We start from the raw sequence: 16,434 nt of genomic DNA on the forward strand, positions 1-16,434 counted from the left end.
CTCTTCCGGAAGAGTTCGGGCCGCTGACGCTCCCGGGCTGCGTCACCGGACCGACTTGATCAAGTTCTCTTTCCGGAACAGCTCTGCGTGCAACGATGCAACGCCTTTGCAACTTCTTGACGATGCTTGCCGAGCCGAACGTAAGCGGCTGGCCGACGCCAACCTGTTGAGCTGTCAAACGACACCGGTCATCGTGCCATAGCGCACCGACCCAGGGCACCGGACCACTCGCGCCCCGAATCCTCACGTCTCCGTATCCATTGGGAATCGAAGACTTCGCGAACGCCGTACCTCCCCGTCACAATCGCGTGCCAGTGCACTCGTCCGCCCATTCCCCCCTCCACTGCCAGGCATCGCCGTACATCGGAAGCCGATGATTCGGGAAGGCCACCAGGCAAAACAGCCGCGCTTCTCCGGGAAACCAGGTCTGCGGCGTCGCCGGTTGTGCTCCAACACACGCGGGTCGTGTGAGGTTCCGAGTCGATCATCTGGAATGCTGTCCCAGTCCGCCGCCCACGGCTTTGAGCGGCGGGCATTCCGAAGTACCGGGCGAACGCCGCCCGGGAAGCCCACGGAGAGAACGGAACATCATGAAGCCATCTGTGCTTGTCGTGTCCACCGACCCCCAGGGGTCAGCGGTCGTCTGGGCCGAGCGGGTCGGGGACAACCTGCCCTTCGACTTCATGGCGGCGCACGACCACGCAGAACAGCTGGTCCACCTCAAGAAGACCGGCGCGAAGATCCATGTGATCGCCAACCAGAAGGGCGGCGTCGGCAAGACCACCACCACGGTCAACCTGGCGGCCTGCACGTTCGACGTCCTCGGCGCGAAGGACGAGTACGAGCACATCTTCATCGACACGCCGGGCACCCTCGCCGATGAGGAGATCCTGCGCCGGGCGCTGGAGATCGCGGACGACGTCCTGGTCCCGATGATCACCGAGCCGCTGTGCTTCGACCCCACCGCGCGGACCATCCAGAAGGTCATCGAGCCGATGGGCATCCCCTACCGGGTCGTCGTCAACAATTGGGACCCGCGCGACGGGCGCGCCGACCTCGAGGACACCGAGGCGTACATCGCCGCACGGGGATGGCCGCGCGCCAAGACCGTCCTGCGCCGGTACAAGATCCACTCCCGGGCGGTGGCCGAGGGAACGGTCGTCACCCAGTACAAGGAGAGCGGGACGGCCTACCGGGCCCGCGAGGACTTCTTCCGCCTCTCCCTCGAGCTCGGTTACGGGGGTCGCTGATGGCAGGCCGTCGTGTCTCCTTCGCCTCGATGGCCGCCGACGCGGTCGTCGACGCCCCGGGCGTGGACAGTGCCGGCGACGCCCCGGCCCGCTGGATCCCCACCGCCCACTGCCTCCCCAACCCGCGCAACCCGCGTGACGAGCTGGGCGACCTCTCCGACCTGGCGAGCATCAAGGACCGCCAGCTCCAGAGCTGCCTCGCCGTCACCCCCGCCGCCTACCTGCGGCTGTGGCCGGAGGACCGGCAGGTGCTGGGCGCGGGCCCGGACCACGTGGTCATCGTCAACGGGAACCGCCGTCGGGCCGCCGCGCAGCAGTACGGGCGCGAGCAGTTGCTGGTCGTCGTCGACGACTCGGTGGCGGAGTCCAAGGCGACCCTGCTGCGGGCGGCGCTCGACGAGAACATGGCGCGCAAGGACTTCGACCCGATCGAGGAGGCCAACGCGGTCCTGCTCATCGTGTCGCAGTACCCGACCGCCAAGGAGGCCGCCGAGGCGGAGGGCTGGTCCCAGAGCTGGATCTCGCACCGTAAGAACCTGCTGAAGCTCGACCCCGAGCTGCAGCGCCAGGTGCGGGCCAAGGCACGCGGCGAGGAGGGCATCTCCATCAACGTCGCCCGCCGCCTGGGTTCGGTGAAGGGCATCGAGGCGATGTCCCTGGCCGAACAGACCGCGGAGCTGGAGCGGCTGCTCCAGGCCGACGCCGATGCGGTGACGGCCAGGCGCGCGGCGAAGCTGGAGGCCAAGGCGGCGGCCAAGGCTCCCGCTGCCGCACCGGCTCCTCAGCCTGGGGTTCAGCAGCCCCCGGCTCCTGAGCCCGCTGCACCCGCCGCTCGCCCGGTCGCCGAGGTGGTCACGCCGACACCTGCTGCCAACCGGCCGGAGCCTGCTTCCCCCGCTCCGCTGTCAAGCCCTGAGTCGGCTCCGAGCGCCGACCGATTTTCCGCGGAAAATTCCGAGCTGCTCCCGATGCCGGAGCAGCGGGCGGTCGCCCCGTCGGACGAGCAGCCGACGACGACTGTCCCGGACGCCGGACTCAGCCACGTCGACTGGCACAACGTCGAGGAACTGGCGGACGCCATCTGCCGCACCCTCTCGGCCGACGAGGCCTACCGCCTCGCCGACGCACTCGCCAACCGTCTGCTGACGACCAGCAGCTGACACGGCCTAGGTGCCCCCCTTCTCGCCTGATCAGGCGGGAAGGGGGGCAGCGGCTTTCTACCTTCGGCTCCTTGGTGACCGAAGCACCGCATCCGGGCAGGCGCGGTCCCGTCGATCGGCGTCATAGAGACAGGAATCGCTGAAGGACCACTGGTGCCGCTTGGCCTCGTAGATGGACGTCGAGACCCGGGCGCGGACCGAAGCACCCGCCAAGGCCGGCTGACCTCCACGGGCGCCCACCTGACGGCTTCCGCCCTCTGGGCGGAGAGCCGTCAACGCCTTCGGCTATGTTCTTCCGGACTCGCGCTGGCGGGCCAGACACGCATTTGAGGGGGAAATGTGCCAGGTGAGCGGCTTGACGCAGAGTGGGTCCGATCCTGGCGGGAGCAGGCCGATGCGGCGCTGACGAAGCTGATGCAGTCGTTCCTCACGACGCACGGCTTCCCGCCCGGCGACAACGCCGTGACACCCGCAACCGACGACAGCCACCAGGCGACGAGCGCGCTCGTGGACCTGACGCCGATCCCCTCCGATCTGACCACGCTCTACTGGGTGATCAGCGAAGCTTCCCTGCCTGATGTCGACAGCGGATACTTCATCCACTCACCCGCAACAGTGGCGGGACACTTCCGCGAGTACGGCCCTGCGCCGATCGAGGGCGAGTGGATCGCACTGGTATTCGCCAGCGATGGCGGCGGCCACCTGTTCGCGATCGGCGGCAGCGGGCAGATCTGGAAGTCTGCCACGGCTTCCTGGTTCGACGACTTCGATGTCGTCGCGACGAGCTTGCAGGAGTTCCTCGAACGGCTCGGCGGACGGATCGCCAACCAGCTCTGATCACCGGCCGAAGCGCAGATCACCCCTGTTCGCCGTCGGGTGACGTCATTTCTGGTGGACATCCGCAACACTCGAGATCGCCAACTGCTGCCCAAACCACTGACTACTCGCTGCTACGTCACGTGAACGAAGCCAGTCCGCCCGATCGTCAGCAGCCGGGATCCCTGGCCGACGTGTTCCTGCGCGGCGCGGAGCCCCACCACCCTCGGCCTTCGGCGGTGGGGCTCCGCCGTACCCGAGTGGGGGCCACCCGGCCCTGGGCCGGGCGTTAACCCGCCCGTCAGAGCACTGGGCGTCGGGACGGTGTGCGCGCCGTGGATCAGCGCGAGACGGTACGGCCGGACTGGCTGCCGTTGTTCGTCGGGTACAGGTGCGCCCACGACAGGTTGCACTGGAACTGCCAGTGCGCGTTGTTCCACTGGGACTCGGTCACGTCGTTCCAGTTCCAGCTGTACGTGTGCCCGCAGGTGTCCCCGGCCGTCAGCCAGAACCGTTCGTCGGTGTTGCCCGGCGTGACGAACCACCCGACGGTCGGGCCGTTCGCGTAGACCTGGTACCAGGCGCCCGTGGAGCTGGTGGCGCTGTCGGAGCCGCTGTCGGAGGCGGACGCGGTGCCAGCGGTCGCGACGCCGGCGCCTACGGTCGCCGCGGTGGCGATGGCCAGAGCGGCGAGGGTCTTCCTGATGCGCATGCCTGTCTCCCTTGCTGGTCGGTACGGGCGGTCAGCGGCTGCGGGCGCAACGGCTCTCAGCCGCGGTGGATCGGGTCGGTGCCGAAGGTCCGCGCGCTTGCAGGCCTTGGGCAGACCTGGATCGTGTCGCGGTCGTGGTCCCCGCCGGAGGCGTGGTCGTGTCGCCCGGACCGGAGGTCGGGGGGTGTCGCGGTCAGGACTGGTGATGCTTCCGAGGGTTCTGCGCGTCCTTGATCCGGAAACAGGCTCCGTTCGCCGGACTCTGGTTGGTTGCGCGGTCGGGCAGGAAGGATCGGATAGGTGTCCGGGCCGGTGCCGGCCCGTGGTGTCACCTCCGTGCACGGAGATCGGAGTCGGATCAGGTTGCGGTGGACGTGCTTCCTGGTGCGACCCCACCCCTGAGAAGGGGTGCGGCCACCACGGCGGGACACGCGCTTCTGGCCCCGGTCGGACCTGCATGACGTACGCCTTCGGTCAGGCAGTTCCGCTGGGCACTCATCCTCGCTGCGCGACGGGCGGGCAGGCCACGACGTTGACCCGACGTTGGCACGACACTTCCGCGCGGGGCGGCCGCGGTACCTGTCCGTCGGTCAGGCGTCAGAGCGGCAGCGTCAGGTGGCGGCCCGGCGACGCGTCGTTCAGCATCTGCCGGACGGTCTCCGCGAGCCCGTTCCTGTGGCGGACGTGCCCGATCCACGGCACGGTGTCGAGGCGCGGGCCAGGCCGGCGGTGACGAGGGTGCCGAGCACGGTGCGCGGGCCTTCGGGGGCGGGGCCGTCCACGAGGCACAGCCAGGCCAGAGCGGCAGGCACGCGGATGTCGGCGGGCTGCGCGGAGCCGGACCACAGGGCTTTGAGCCAGGCTGCGGTGCGGTGGGCACCGGCGTGCTCGCGGGCGAGCTCGGCGACGGCCAGGACGAGGCTCGCGCGGACCTCGGGGGCCGGCTCGGTGGCCAGGCGGGTGCGGGGGGCCGTCCGTGATGCGGTCGGCGCCAGCGGTCGCGGTGGCCAGGGCGCAGCAGGCGTGGACGCGGACCTCCGGGTCCGGGTCGTGGAGGAGGGGGAGGAGCAGGTCGACGTCGGCGGTGACGGCGTTGCGGGAGGCTTCGATGGACCAGTTCATCGCAAAGCCCCCGAGGTCGCACCACCAGCCGGGGTTGGCCACTGTGAGAAAGGCCCCGCGGGTGCCGTCCCCAGTGCTCGTGCCGGGCGACTTCGGTGACGAGACCGAGGGCGTGCGTGCGGCAGTGGGCGGACGGGTCCGCGGCCAGGCACAGGAGGGGGTCAGCAACGAGTTCGACGTTCTGGGCGTCGAGGTCAGGCTTCCTCCCCACCCGAGAGGAGCACAGGTCCCCCGGACGCGCGCGTGGCCCCAGGGTCCTTAAGTCATTGGGTGGCTGCCCACCTGAAGAAGCACAGTGGACCAGTCATAGGATGGTGTCGTCGGTTCGGGCGGGGCGTGGGGGACTTGTGGACGAGTTGGTCGAGTTCAAGACGGACAGCGGTGCTTTCATCGTGGTCGCGGTCGAGGAGGACAACAGCAGCGGCGCTCGGCGCGTCGGCCGCGCGGATGACGTCGTCCGGCAGGCCAAGCAGACCTTCGACGGCGCGCTGGAGAGCATCCACACTGCCGCCGAGTCCGCGCTTCGTGTGTTTCGGGACGGCAGTCTCAAGCCCGACACCGTCGAGATCGAGTTCGGGGTGAAGCTCTCCGCGGAGGCCGGCGCTGTCATCGCCAAGACCGCGGTGGAGGGGCATCTCGTAGTGAAGCTCAGTTGGAAGCCGGGCGCCGACGGGGGCTCCTCCGCCGGCTGATGGGTTCGCAGTCCTGGCAGGTGCAGGTTCGGGCTGGCCGTGTCGGCTCCGGGTTCCTGGTCACCGACCGTCACGTGATCACGTGTGCGCACGTCGTAGCAGGCGAGGCCCGCGCCGAGATCCGGTTGGCGCAGTACCCCGACCTCGGTGGCCTCGAGGCCTCGGTCGTCGTCGGAGCCGACTGGGACGGAAGGGCCCGTGACCAGGGCGATCTCGCCGTGCTGGAGCTCGCCGAGCCGGTCAGAGTCGCACCGGCCAGGTTCGCCGCAGTCGACGCATCCGTTGCTCCGGATTCGGTCAAGCTGACTGCCTACGGATTCCCCCGGGGTTTCGACGAAGGGATCCTCGGCGAGTTCAGGGTCACCAGTGACCAGCTGGTCGCGGGCGAGTGGATCCAGCTCGAGGCTTGGAGTGGCCACGGCCAGCCGTTGGAGGAGGGCTTCAGCGGCGCTGCGGTGGTGCGGGAGGACACGGGCGAGGTCATCGGTATGGTCACCGCCAGGTACCAGAACGGCGGCGGCGGGAGGATGCTTCCCTCCCGGGCACTGGTCCGGTACTGGCCCGGTGCGGCCGACCTGGTTCCGGTCCCCGACCGTCCCAGGCAGGAGCTGGTGCGGCTGCGTGACCTCCTCCGGAGGTGCGAGGCCGATTGCGATCCGGAACGCGAGTATCGAAACGCCGTGGGCGTGCTGGCGCCGCCCCCGCCCGTCGGAGGCTTCCGGTCCTTGTGGGACGTGGCCTGGTTCCTGCTCACCGAAGTCGCACCGGCTCAGGGCACCGCGCCCTGGTCGGTCTTCGCTGTCAGGATCGCCGACCATGCCAAGGACCCGGTCGTCGGGCGTGCCCTGCGCGCCTGGGCTGGAGACAACGGGCCCGGCTGGGCGGCGAGGAAACCGATGTCGCCGGTGCCGGGCAACGGTCCCAGGTGGTCCCCGATCCTGGTCGAGGTCGAGCGCAGCGGATCCGATCGTGATGCCTTCGTCGTCTCGATCTTCGCAATCACTGACGGGTGCGCGCAGTTGGTGGCAAGTGACACCGTCGCCCACCGAGGTGTTCAGGGCTACGTGAGGGAACGCCTCGACGCCGCGTTCCGGCAGATCGACCACGGCGGAGAAGAGCTGATCGCCTTCGCACTGCCGAGGGACTGGCTGGGAGAGCCCGTCGACCAGTGGCACACCAGCCCGGACGACCCGACTCCGTTGGGTTGCTCCTCCCCGGTCGTGCTGCTGGATCTCGGCCGGCGACGGGAGGCCAGGCTCCGGTACAAACTCGGGAAGGCGTGGGAGGGCCTCGACGGCCGGTCCGGCACCGACTGGTACCGGGTCGAGTGCGGCACTCCCCAGAACCCCGCCAAGCTCAAGGTCCGGCTCGAAGGCACGCAGGCTGCGGTGGGATACGGAGCTCCTCCCGACACCGGCCCAGCCCGTGGACTGCTGCACGCAGGCCTCAACGCGGCGATCCCGGTCCTCGTCTGGCCGCGGACAGGCTGCGCCGGAGAGGAGGCGCAGAACGGTCCGGCAGGGCACTCGTGCAGTGGTGGTGACTTCCTCGACTCACTCGTGGAACGACTGACGGCACTGTCCGCGTCGGACCTTCCCCGCCACGTCCACCAACTGCGGCGCGAGGCGTACCTGGCCGATGACACCGACCCGCACTGGGCCTCAGGGCTGGCCCTCGTCTGGGACGACCCGCGGTGGTTCCCGGAGACACCCGTCTATCAGCAGTCACCGATCAGTTGACCGGCAGCCGAGCGACCTGGAGAACGGCAATGTCCATCTGGCCCGTGTACACCGGTACGGAAGAGCCGCACGACGGCATGGCCCGGTTGCCCGATCCGCCGCCGTGGCGGACCTTCAACGGTGGCCCGCCGCTGCCGCTCCCGCTGGAACCGAACGGGGCCGCATCGCCGGACCGGGAGCACCGGGCTGCCACCTACCAGGCGACACCGCAGAGCGTCGAAATGGTCAACGCCGCACTGGTCCTGCGCAGGCCGCTGTTGATCACCGGGCCGCCCGGCAGCGGCAAGTCGTCGCTGCCCTACGCCGTGGCCAGGGAGTTGAAGCTGGGGCCGGTGCTCCGCTGGAACATCACCAGCCGCACCGTCCTCCAGGACGGCCTGTACCAGTACGATCCGATGGCCCGCCTCCTCGCCGCCAGCAGGGAGGCGGGGAACGGAGGGCGGGACGAACCCGCTGGCGCCCCGGCGGGCAACACTGTCGAGGACCATCTGCGGCTGGGACCGCTGGGGACGGCCCTGCTCCCGTATGAACGGCCGCGTGTGCTGCTCATCGACGAGATCGACAAGAGCGACCTCGACCTGCCGAACGACCTGCTCAACGTCCTGGAGGAGGGCCAGTACGAGATCCCGGAGCTGGTCCGCGCCGCCCGGCAGGCCCCCACGGCGCGGCTGATGGCCTCGGACAGCGATGACCGGGTCACCATTGCCGAGGGTCGGGTCCGCTGCCGCGCCTTCCCCTTCATCGTCCTCACCAGCAACGGAGAGCGGGAGTTCCCGCCCGCGTTCCTTCGCCGGTGTGTCCGCCTCCATCTCCGAAGGCCGGAACGGGAGCACCTGGAGAACATCGTGCGGGCCCACCTCGGGGACCTCGACCCGGGGACGGAAGAGATGATCGCGTCGTTCCTGGAGCAGAACAGCGTCGGAGAGCTCGCCACCGACCAACTGCTCAATGCCATCTATCTCGCGCGCGTCCCGGGCCTGCCCGCCGAGTCCCGTGAGGACCTGGCCAAGGCCGTCCTGGTCCACCTCGGCCCGGTGACGGAGTTCCATGACTTCTGATCCGGCTCAGCCACCGTCCGATCTGGGGCGTCTGCTCGAGGTCCTCGACCGGGCGGGCGGTCGCCGGGCGACCGCGCCGGAGCTCGCCGAGACGATCTGGTTGGCGAGCCGCTGTCGTACTCCCACGGGCGAGACCCCGGACGGGACCTCGGCGGTCGCGCCGGACGAAGCGGTCGCCGCGACGTCCGACGCCGTCCCGTCCGTCGGAGAACACCGGAGCGGTTCCATGCCTCCGCACGCGTCAGTGCACGAGGACCGTCTGCTTCTCCACCAGACCGACGAGGCTTCGGAGGGTGACCGTGCGCACGCCCTGTTGTCGGCACCCCTGCCGCCCATGCTGGCGCACCCGCTCGGGCTCCAGCGTGCCCTGCGCCCGCTGCGGCGCCGGGTGCCCTCACGACGGGGCCTGGAGCTGGACGAGCTGGGTACGGCTCACCGGATCGCCCACCACAACGCGCGGCCGGGCGCATGGCTGCCGGTACTGCGTCCGAGGACTGAACGCTGGCTCACCCTGTACCTCGTGTTCGACGCCGGGCCGACCATGCCGATCTGGCGACCGCTCCTGGGGGAGTTGCAGCGCACGTTCGAACAGACCGGCGCCTTCGAGAGGATCAGTCTTCTCGACCTAGCGGCCGACGGACGGCTGCACCGGCCGTCCGGCCGGGGTCCGGCCTCTCTGCCCCCGTCGGCCGGGCGCACCGTCACGCTGGTCCTCAGTGACTGCAGCGGGCCTGCGTGGCATGTCGGTTCGGAGTCGGCCGAGAGGTGGTACCGGACTCTGCACCGTTGGGCGCGTTCCATGCCGGTGGCAGTCGTCCAACCCCTCCCGGAGCGCCTGTGGCGACGCACGGCGCTGCGCGGTGCCGCAGGGCTGCTGACGGCACGTGGCCCCGCCAGCCCGAACTCCGCCCTGCGGTTCACGGCGTTCGACGGACCCGGACACACTCCTGCCGGGATGCCACTGCCGATACTGGAACCGTCCGCCCGGTGGTTCGGACACTGGGCGGAACTCGTGGCAGGAGCGCCCGGCACCGGCGTACCGGGGGTGGCCGCAGCGTTGCCCCCCGACCTGTCGGCCCCTGTGCCGGAGCCTGCCGAGGACGTCGACCCCCGTTCCCTCGAGCCGGAGCGGCTGGTCCTCAACTTCCGTGCCCATGCCTCACCACAGGCACTCCGGCTCGCCGGGCACCTGGCAGCCGGCGGGACGAGCCTGCCGGTGATGCGGCTGGTCCAGGCCGCCACCGAAGTACGGCCGGAACCGCAGCACCTGGCCGAGGTCGTGCTCAGCGGCATGCTGACGACGGAGGCCGGCTCTCCCGCGGAGGCGGGACGATACGTCTTTCGCCCGGGTGTGCAGGAAGTCCTGCTGCGGATGCTGCCGCGTTCGGAAGCCGCACGCATCGGCGAGGTCATCCGACGTCACGCCGGGTCCCGGCCCGGGGAGCTTCCCGTTGTCGTGCCGGGCATCGGGATCGCCGGTGCGGAAGGCCGCTCGAACGGAGAGCCTGTGACGGCGGTGACCGAAGAGACCCTGCGACGGCTGGGCGGCGCCCCGGCCGCCCCGGCCGGCCCGGCCGAGAGCCGGGCTGCGCAGGCCGACGCCCCCGACACGCTCGTCGACGGACGCTACCGGCTGCGCGAGATCGCACTGTCCGGCCCGGCGGCGGACATCTGGTCGGCGACCGATGAGAAGGAGGGCAAGGAGGTCGGTCTCAAGCTCTTCGGCCTGCCGCTGGAAAGCTGGCCGAAACGGCAGGGCTTCCTCGCCGACGCGCGCCGACTGGCCGGGTCCGACATTCCCGGGCTGGTACCGGTCCACGGCTGGGGATTCCACAATGGCCGTCCCTACCTGGTGACCCTGCCCGCCGCAGGTGCGCCTCTCGGGCGACCGCTGATCGGATCGGGTCCCATGCCTTGGGAAGCCGTTCGCGGCCTCGCCATGGAGCTCGCAGGCATGCTCGATCGACTTCACCTCCACGGCCTGGCCCACCTGGACCTCAGCCCGTCCACCATCGCCTCGCGGCGTAACAGCGGACTCCTGGTCTTCGATCCCGGCATGGGCGCCCATGGCCTGTCCACTCCCGACACCGGTGCGGTCGAACCCGACCTGCTGGTCCTGTCCGGCCCGGCCGCCCCCTATCGATCACCGGAAAGCCTGTTCGCCGGAGTCGGCGACAATCGCAGCGACCTGTATTCACTCGGCTGCCTGCTCCATGCCATGGCAACAGGCAGGCCACCGATCACCGGTTCCCGACACCTACGAAACGCTTGGGCGCACCGAGTCTCGTCACCTCACCCGAAGATCCGGTCAGGCATATCCCCGGAGTTCGACGCACTCGTCACACAGCTCCTCGCCTTCGATCCCCTGGATCGACCGAGCAGCGCCAGCGAGGTCATGAGGAAGCTCGCGAGCATGCGAGGCAATGACCTGGAACTCGACGCGGTCGAACGCGCCATGTTGGCCGCGGATCCGGACGGTTCCCGGATGGGCCGTGCTCTGCGGGAAAGCATCGACGAGGTGCTTGACGGTGCCCGGACCGGTCGCTTCGACCTGGCAGCTGTGAGCAAGGTGGAGAAGGTGTATCTCGGCACCCGCGTGGAGATCAATGTCCAACACGCTTTCCCGTTCAACGACGGCAATGTGATGGACTACGAGATCGCGGGCGTCGAGGTCGACTGCAAGTTCAGCCAGAGACAGGGAAGCTGGTTGTTCCCTCACGAAACGACGGGCCGCGTGTGCCTCCTGATCTGGGCCGACGATCAGACCTCCCGATGGAGTGCGGGACTGATTCGTGCGGACTCCCAGTACCTGAGCAGCCTCCAGAACCGGGACGGCAAGTCGACCTTGGCGCCCTGGGCTCGGTCGGGCGTGCGATGGTTGTGGCGCGACATGCCGCTCAAGGAGAACATCCTCCTGCACATGCCGCCGGAGGACCGAGAGGCCGTCATGCATGCCGGTTCCGCCGTGTCCCGGATACTCGAACTGTTCCGACGGGTCCAACGCCGCCCCCTCGATGCCAACTGCCTGCAGACCGTCGCACAACAGGGTGACTACCCAAAGCGGGTACGCGATGCTCGTGTGCGCCTTCGCGACGAGGGCATCGTTGTCATCGGCAGTCTGCAGAAGCGCCTTGCCGAACGTCTGGGGCTGCCCGTCCCCGATCAGTCCGAGTGGGTCAGCGCTCGTCTCACCCCGGTCACGCCACACCACGCCACCCAGCCCTCGGTCGAGTTGGACGGTGTGCTCTGGACCGTCGCCCACCTTGGCGACCCGGTGGTGACCATTCCCAGGCTCGACGGTCGGCAGAGCTTCACGTGACAGGGCTCGAACAGCGTGAGAGTCCCGATGCGACGCCCGCCGGGAGGTCCGAGCGGCCCGCGCAGCCGAGAGGGTGGAGCAGTCGCCGTCCGTATCCGCCCGCTCCAGCGAGGTGTCGACTCACTTGGGACCGAAGCCGTCGCAGGCGACCTCGGCGTACCACTCGATGCTGTAGTTGACGAGCTGGGGGCAAGGGGCCGGCGCAGACGTAGTCGCCGGCTCGGATGGCGGTGGCGTGGGTGGACTGCAGCGGGCAGTCGCCACGGGGCGAAGTGACAGGTATGAAGATCGAGAGGATGATGTGCCCGGCTTCCTGCCGCATGCGCGGGCAGCCTTCAGCATCCGGTCTACAGGGGGGGTCTTCCGTGCGCCAACGTCATCTCGCCGGCCTTGCCATCGCCACCGTCACCGCGCTTGGGGCCGGTCTGTCCGCCCCCGTTTCCGCGGCCGCAGACGGCGCCACGCTCTTCGTCAACCCGGCCGCGGACTGAACTGACACGGGCGGCGGCTCCCAGGCCGCGCCGTTCTGCTCCGTCCAGGCCGCCGTCGACACCGCGCGGCCCGGCCAGACCGTTCAGGTGGCCGCGGCGAAGTACCGCGAGCAGGTCACGCTCAGCCGCTCGGGAGAGCCGGGCAAGCCGATCACCGTTCGGGGCGGCAGCATTCGCAACGGCCTCAGGACACTTCCGGTCGTCGGCGTCAACCCGGGCGGCACGAACCCGGACTACGGCTTCGTCCTCAACGGCGTCCACGACGTCACGATCACGGGTTTCGGCATCGGGGGCGCTCTCGGATCCGTCCAGCTGGCCGACACCCAGCAGGTGACCCTGGACGGCAACATCATGGGCGGCGGAACACCGTCCGGCCCGCAGACCGTCGGCGTCCACCTCGGCGGGACGACCCAGGCCACCACGATCAGCCGAAACATCATCAGGGGCAGGCCCCACACCACCGTCGCCGTCGACGCGGGTGCGACCGGCGCCGTGCTCACCACCAACGCCGTGGACAACCAGGCGGGCGGCGCCGGCATCCGGGTCACCGACGCCCCGGGGACGGTGATCACGAGCAACACCGTCAGCTCGGTCTGCGGCCCGGCCATCGGCCTGCTGGGCGACTCGTCCAGGGCCGTGGTCGAGAACAACGTCCTCGCCACCGCCTTCGACACCGGCCGGAACGCCCCTGCATGCTCCCCGGACCAGAGCACGGCCAAGCTCTCCGTCTCCACCGGCTCGGTACCGGGCACCGTCGCCGACTACAACCTGGCCGAACCCTTTGCCAACGGGCCGATCTACAGCTGGGCAGGCACCAGTCATGCCACCGCGGCCGATTTCACCAAGTCCGTCCCGCAGCAGGGCGCCCACGACCTCACGGCCGAAGCGCACTACAGCGGGAACGTCGACACGCAACTCCCCATCGGCTCCAACTCCCCCGCCATCGACTCGGCCGATGCCGACGCACCCGGGGAGCTCAGCACCGACCTCTACGGCTACCAGCGGATCGACGACCCCTACGTCCCCAACACCGGTACCGGTTCCAAGGTCTACGACCGGGGCGCGTTCGAGTTCACGACCTCGTCCCGCTGGATCTCGGTCCAGGGCCAGCCTCAGAAGGTTCCAGCCGGGGCGCCGGCCACCTTCTCAATCCGCGACCAGGAGACCTGGTCGCCGGTCGTCCCCTACTCCCTTGACTTCGGTGACGGAACTCCGGCCGTGACGACCACGCAGCTCGCGGTCGAGCACACCTACCAGACCGCGGGTTCCTATCAGCTCACGGTCGTCGCCACCGAGCAGAACGGCGACACCACCACCAGTAGCGACACGGTGCAGGTCGTGCCGCCCGCTCCGATCGTCCCCTAGTAGCGCATTGTCAGGCGGTGTCGTAGCGACGACCACCCCCAGCGGCTCGCCTCCTGACGCCGCGCCGAGGGGCCGACGGGCCGACGGACCGACGGGAGGCCGAGGTCCGCAACCGCCGAATGCCACACCTTCCGCCGTCCCGCGCGAGCGCTACGACGCGGAGAACGTAAGAGGACCCGGGAGCGTAGCCAGCTCCCGGGCCCCTGTTTGCCGCCCAATTGCGCACACCGGCACGTTTAAGGGTCGCGGATCAGCTTGAAATCGACGCGTTCTACCTTTGAACTACCGTGCCACGGAGCGGCACAGACAGGACTTGAACCTGCATTCGTCGATATTCGTCCGCACCCGGTCGATCCGGTGTTCGGCGGCGAATGCTGAGACTGGAGCGAGAGTCTGAGATTCACGGGGCCTGCCTCTGCCTGGCTTGGGCTACCCCGGCCGGTGGTGCCGGGGGGAGGATTCGAACCTCCACTGTGACCCCTGGTCAGCTTCAACGTCAGTGTCAGCTTTCGCACCGTGCAGCGCACCCGCCCGGTCTCCCAGGGCGGATCTGCGCACTCGGTGCACCCGCCCGGCTCCCCGGGCGGGTGATCGTGAGGCTACCGGAACAGGTAGCCGAAGACCGCGTCGCCCACCCGCTGGTCGGTGACCTCGACGGCGTTGGCCTCCTCGCGGGCGAACTTGACCGCCTGCTGGAGCTTCTCCACCCGCTCGGCGAGCTCGTTCACCCGGCGGGCCGGCAGCGCGCCCGAGAACTTGACCGTGGTCCAGTAGCCGACCGCGATGTCCTCGTAGTAGACCTCGACCTGGGCCGGGTGCTTCTCGGTGGCCTCGGCCTTGACGTGGTTGCGCGGCACCTTCTTGGTCCGGATGGTGCGCACCGGCTCGGTCTTCCAGGAGTCGGTGGACGGGTCGAGGTTCCAGGACTCGGAGGCGTCCAGCACCGGGAGCTTCTTCACGAAGGTGGCCAGGTCGGTGAGCTGCTTCTCCAAGAAGAGCAGGTACGGCACCGGCACCTGGGTGAGGAGTACCTGGCCGTCCACCACCACGTCTGCGCTGGCGCGGATGTTGGCCCAGTCCTTGGTGGCCGTCACGTCGAAGAGCCGGGTGAGGGTGTTCGCGGTGGACCGCAGGATGTCCTCGGCCTTCAGCTGCACACGGGTCGACTCCGGCGGCAGCTGCTCGCCCTCCTCGTCCTTGGGCTGGTAGGTCCGGGAGATCCCGGCCAGCAGCGCAGGCTTCTGCAGGTCCTGGTGGGCCTGCGTCAGCTCCTGGAAGGACTTGGACTTGACGCCCTTTTCAACGGCGATGATCTGGTTCAGCTTTGCCACGTCCGGGACGCTATCAGTCCTGAACCGACCGGTGATACTTAATTGTTGATCGGGCACCTGGTCTTGCGGAGCGATCAGTGCCGTGCCCGACCGGCTCCGCCAGCGAGGCCCCGCGGAGCATGGCCGCCACCACGGCCGTCGGCACCGCCTTCTGCCTGCTGCGGCTGCTGTCGATCCGCAACGAGTTCGCCGGTACCGCCGACCGCGCTGCGCAGGACCAGATGACCTACCGCGGCTTCCTCGCCGAGCAGCTGACGGCCGAGTGCGACGACCGGGCCCGCCGCTCCGAGCGGCGGAGCATGGGCCAAACCGCTGATCGAACGCTGCGACTCCACGTGAACGAAGCCAGCAGCCCGCGGCCCCGGTCGGACTGGGACCGCCAAGCTGTCGCGCTTCGTGAAGCACCGCAGTTGGCTTCACGCGTCCCGCCTTGAGGCCGGTGCCGGGGCTCTCGTACCGGACTTGCCTGTCAGGCCGCAGTTCTCTTGACGATGAGGCTGGCCACAGCCGACGTGTCGAGGTAGCGGTGGACATCGTGGGATGAGGGGAAGCTCCCGGTCTTCACCTCGATGTCCGCAATGCCGGCGGCCAGTCGGGACAGGCCGGCGCATCCGGTCACGAAGTCCTTCGACGCGTAGAGGTTCGTCCACTCCACCCCGGCTGGGACGGTGAGCGGCTCGCCCCCCGGGTGGAGCCCCTTGCGGCCGATGAGCCAGCTGAGCGGGGACCCGCATGTCACAAGCGCGGCCACTCCGGGAGCTTCGCCACGGCTGAGCAGGTCGTACGCCACCACACTGCCGAGGGAGTGGGCGATGACCATTCGCGCACCTGTGTGTGCCAGGACCTTGGCGACTTCTGCGCGTACAGCGTCAGCCGTCTCCTCATGGCGCAGATAGGTATACGCCTCGCGTACGAGCCACAGGAAGCGGTTCGTGACGCCCTTGCCCACTTTCCGGTCCACGGCCTGGACCCTGCTCACGATCCGTGGTGTGAGGGAGCTCCCTCCGAGGGTCATGCCGGCTTCGGACGGGTCGTCCTCCAGGGCCGAGGGGGCATAAGCCGCGAGCGCCTCGAGGATGAAGGCTTCCTCCTCCTCGCCGATGGGCCCGTCCTGCGAGAAGGAGTCCGTCTCCGGGGCGCCGAGCCTTAGGAAGCGGGTCAGAGTCCGCGGGAAGACCGCCTGGTAGGAGGGAACGGTCACCGCGACCCGGGGCGCTTCAGGCGGGACGGTGGCCAGCACACCGTCGACGGTGGCCTGCCAGCTGGAGCTCAGACCTGCCGTGGTCGCTCCCGTTCCCTGCCTGATTCCGTGCACTCCGACGATCTGCAGCGCGTCCACGCTTCCCCCTGTCCGCTGTCTCCGGCATGTCGGTGGCCGA

Annotated in this window: 13 protein-coding genes; 10 read left to right on the plus strand and 3 right to left on the minus strand. The window is 69.3% G+C overall.

Annotated elements, in window-relative coordinates:
* The first annotated feature begins 683 nt into the window (after nucleotides 1–683).
* From AB0F71_RS18460 to AB0F71_RS18470, 3 genes are all read left to right on the plus strand, one after another.
* Nucleotides 684–1,250 carry a ParA family protein gene (locus AB0F71_RS18460; protein ID WP_360235252.1) on the plus strand — a complete coding sequence of 189 codons (567 nt, stop codon included), beginning with the start codon at nucleotides 684–686 and terminating at the stop codon, nucleotides 1,248–1,250.
* The gene (locus AB0F71_RS18465) at nucleotides 1,250–2,410 is read left to right on the plus strand and encodes a hypothetical protein (protein ID WP_360235018.1); all 1,161 of its coding nucleotides are present in this window, start codon (nucleotides 1,250–1,252) and stop codon (nucleotides 2,408–2,410) included. The genes AB0F71_RS18460 and AB0F71_RS18465 overlap by 1 nt, the downstream gene beginning before the upstream one ends.
* A gap of 339 nt (nucleotides 2,411–2,749) precedes the next feature.
* The gene (locus tag AB0F71_RS18470) at nucleotides 2,750–3,247 is read left to right on the plus strand and encodes a hypothetical protein (protein WP_360235021.1); all 498 of its coding nucleotides are present in this window, start codon (nucleotides 2,750–2,752) and stop codon (nucleotides 3,245–3,247) included.
* A 319-nt stretch (nucleotides 3,248–3,566) separates the two neighbouring features.
* Here AB0F71_RS18470 and AB0F71_RS18475 read toward each other — a convergent pair whose 3' ends face one another.
* Complete coding sequence (locus AB0F71_RS18475) at nucleotides 3,567–3,938, minus strand: hypothetical protein (RefSeq protein WP_360235024.1); 372 nt, start codon at nucleotides 3,936–3,938, stop codon at nucleotides 3,567–3,569.
* A gap of 1,469 nt (nucleotides 3,939–5,407) precedes the next feature.
* Here AB0F71_RS18475 and AB0F71_RS18480 point away from each other — a divergent pair.
* The 6 genes from AB0F71_RS18480 to AB0F71_RS18505 all read left to right on the plus strand — a co-directional run bounded on the left by AB0F71_RS18480 (nucleotide 5,408) and on the right by AB0F71_RS18505 (nucleotide 13,724).
* Complete coding sequence (locus AB0F71_RS18480; RefSeq protein ID WP_360235027.1) at nucleotides 5,408–5,752, plus strand: CU044_2847 family protein; 345 nt, start codon at nucleotides 5,408–5,410, stop codon at nucleotides 5,750–5,752.
* The gene (locus tag AB0F71_RS18485) at nucleotides 5,752–7,491 is read left to right on the plus strand and encodes a trypsin-like peptidase domain-containing protein (protein WP_360235030.1); all 1,740 of its coding nucleotides are present in this window, start codon (nucleotides 5,752–5,754) and stop codon (nucleotides 7,489–7,491) included. Before AB0F71_RS18480 ends, AB0F71_RS18485 begins: the two co-directional genes overlap by 1 nt.
* Before the next feature lie 29 nt (nucleotides 7,492–7,520).
* The gene (locus AB0F71_RS18490) at nucleotides 7,521–8,549 is read left to right on the plus strand and encodes a MoxR family ATPase (RefSeq protein ID WP_360235033.1); all 1,029 of its coding nucleotides are present in this window, start codon (nucleotides 7,521–7,523) and stop codon (nucleotides 8,547–8,549) included.
* Nucleotides 8,539–11,868 carry a NaeI family type II restriction endonuclease gene (locus tag AB0F71_RS18495; RefSeq protein ID WP_360235036.1) on the plus strand — a complete coding sequence of 1,110 codons (3,330 nt, stop codon included), beginning with the start codon at nucleotides 8,539–8,541 and terminating at the stop codon, nucleotides 11,866–11,868. The genes AB0F71_RS18490 and AB0F71_RS18495 overlap by 11 nt, the downstream gene beginning before the upstream one ends.
* A gap of 365 nt (nucleotides 11,869–12,233) precedes the next feature.
* Nucleotides 12,234–12,359: a hypothetical protein gene (locus tag AB0F71_RS18500; RefSeq protein ID WP_360235039.1), complete on the plus strand. Its 126-nt coding sequence runs from the start codon at nucleotides 12,234–12,236 to the stop codon at nucleotides 12,357–12,359.
* 87 nt (nucleotides 12,360–12,446) lie between these two features.
* Nucleotides 12,447–13,724: a PKD domain-containing protein gene (locus AB0F71_RS18505; RefSeq protein ID WP_360235042.1), complete on the plus strand. Its 1,278-nt coding sequence runs from the start codon at nucleotides 12,447–12,449 to the stop codon at nucleotides 13,722–13,724.
* Nucleotides 13,725–14,323: 599 nt separating this feature from the next.
* Here the strand turns inward: AB0F71_RS18505 and AB0F71_RS18510 are convergent.
* The gene (locus tag AB0F71_RS18510; protein ID WP_360235045.1) at nucleotides 14,324–15,055 is read right to left on the minus strand and encodes a hypothetical protein; all 732 of its coding nucleotides are present in this window, start codon (nucleotides 15,053–15,055) and stop codon (nucleotides 14,324–14,326) included.
* A gap of 119 nt (nucleotides 15,056–15,174) precedes the next feature.
* Between AB0F71_RS18510 and AB0F71_RS18515 the strand changes: the two genes are divergently transcribed.
* Nucleotides 15,175–15,489 (plus strand): hypothetical protein, encoded by a 315-nt coding sequence (locus tag AB0F71_RS18515; protein WP_360235048.1) that lies wholly within the window; start codon nucleotides 15,175–15,177, stop codon nucleotides 15,487–15,489.
* 35 nt (nucleotides 15,490–15,524) lie between these two features.
* Here the strand turns inward: AB0F71_RS18515 and AB0F71_RS18520 are convergent, their stop codons facing one another.
* On the minus strand, nucleotides 15,525–16,394 hold the full coding sequence (locus AB0F71_RS18520; RefSeq protein ID WP_360235051.1) for a hypothetical protein: 870 nt from the start codon (nucleotides 16,392–16,394) through the stop codon (nucleotides 15,525–15,527).
* Nucleotides 16,395–16,434: the final 40 nt, after the last annotated feature.

Source organism: Kitasatospora sp. NPDC028055, from assembly GCF_040637885.1.
Lineage (GTDB): Bacteria > Actinomycetota > Actinomycetes > Streptomycetales > Streptomycetaceae > Kitasatospora.

What these genes read in the sequence shown, in the direction of transcription:
- AB0F71_RS18460 (WP_360235252.1), top strand. Translation starts at nt 684, where the DNA reads ATGGCGGCGCACGACCACGCAGAACAGCTGGTCCACCTCAAGAAGACC.
- AB0F71_RS18465 (WP_360235018.1), top strand. Translation starts at nt 1,250, where the DNA reads ATGGCAGGCCGTCGTGTCTCCTTCGCCTCGATGGCCGCCGACGCGGTC.
- AB0F71_RS18475 (WP_360235024.1), bottom strand. Translation starts at nt 3,938, where the DNA reads ATGCGCATCAGGAAGACCCTCGCCGCTCTGGCCATCGCCACCGCGGCG.
- AB0F71_RS18485 (WP_360235030.1), top strand. Translation starts at nt 5,752, where the DNA reads ATGGGTTCGCAGTCCTGGCAGGTGCAGGTTCGGGCTGGCCGTGTCGGC.
- AB0F71_RS18490 (WP_360235033.1), top strand. Translation starts at nt 7,521, where the DNA reads ATGTCCATCTGGCCCGTGTACACCGGTACGGAAGAGCCGCACGACGGC.
- AB0F71_RS18495 (WP_360235036.1), top strand. Translation starts at nt 8,539, where the DNA reads ATGACTTCTGATCCGGCTCAGCCACCGTCCGATCTGGGGCGTCTGCTC.
- AB0F71_RS18515 (WP_360235048.1), top strand. Translation starts at nt 15,175, where the DNA reads ATGGCCGCCACCACGGCCGTCGGCACCGCCTTCTGCCTGCTGCGGCTG.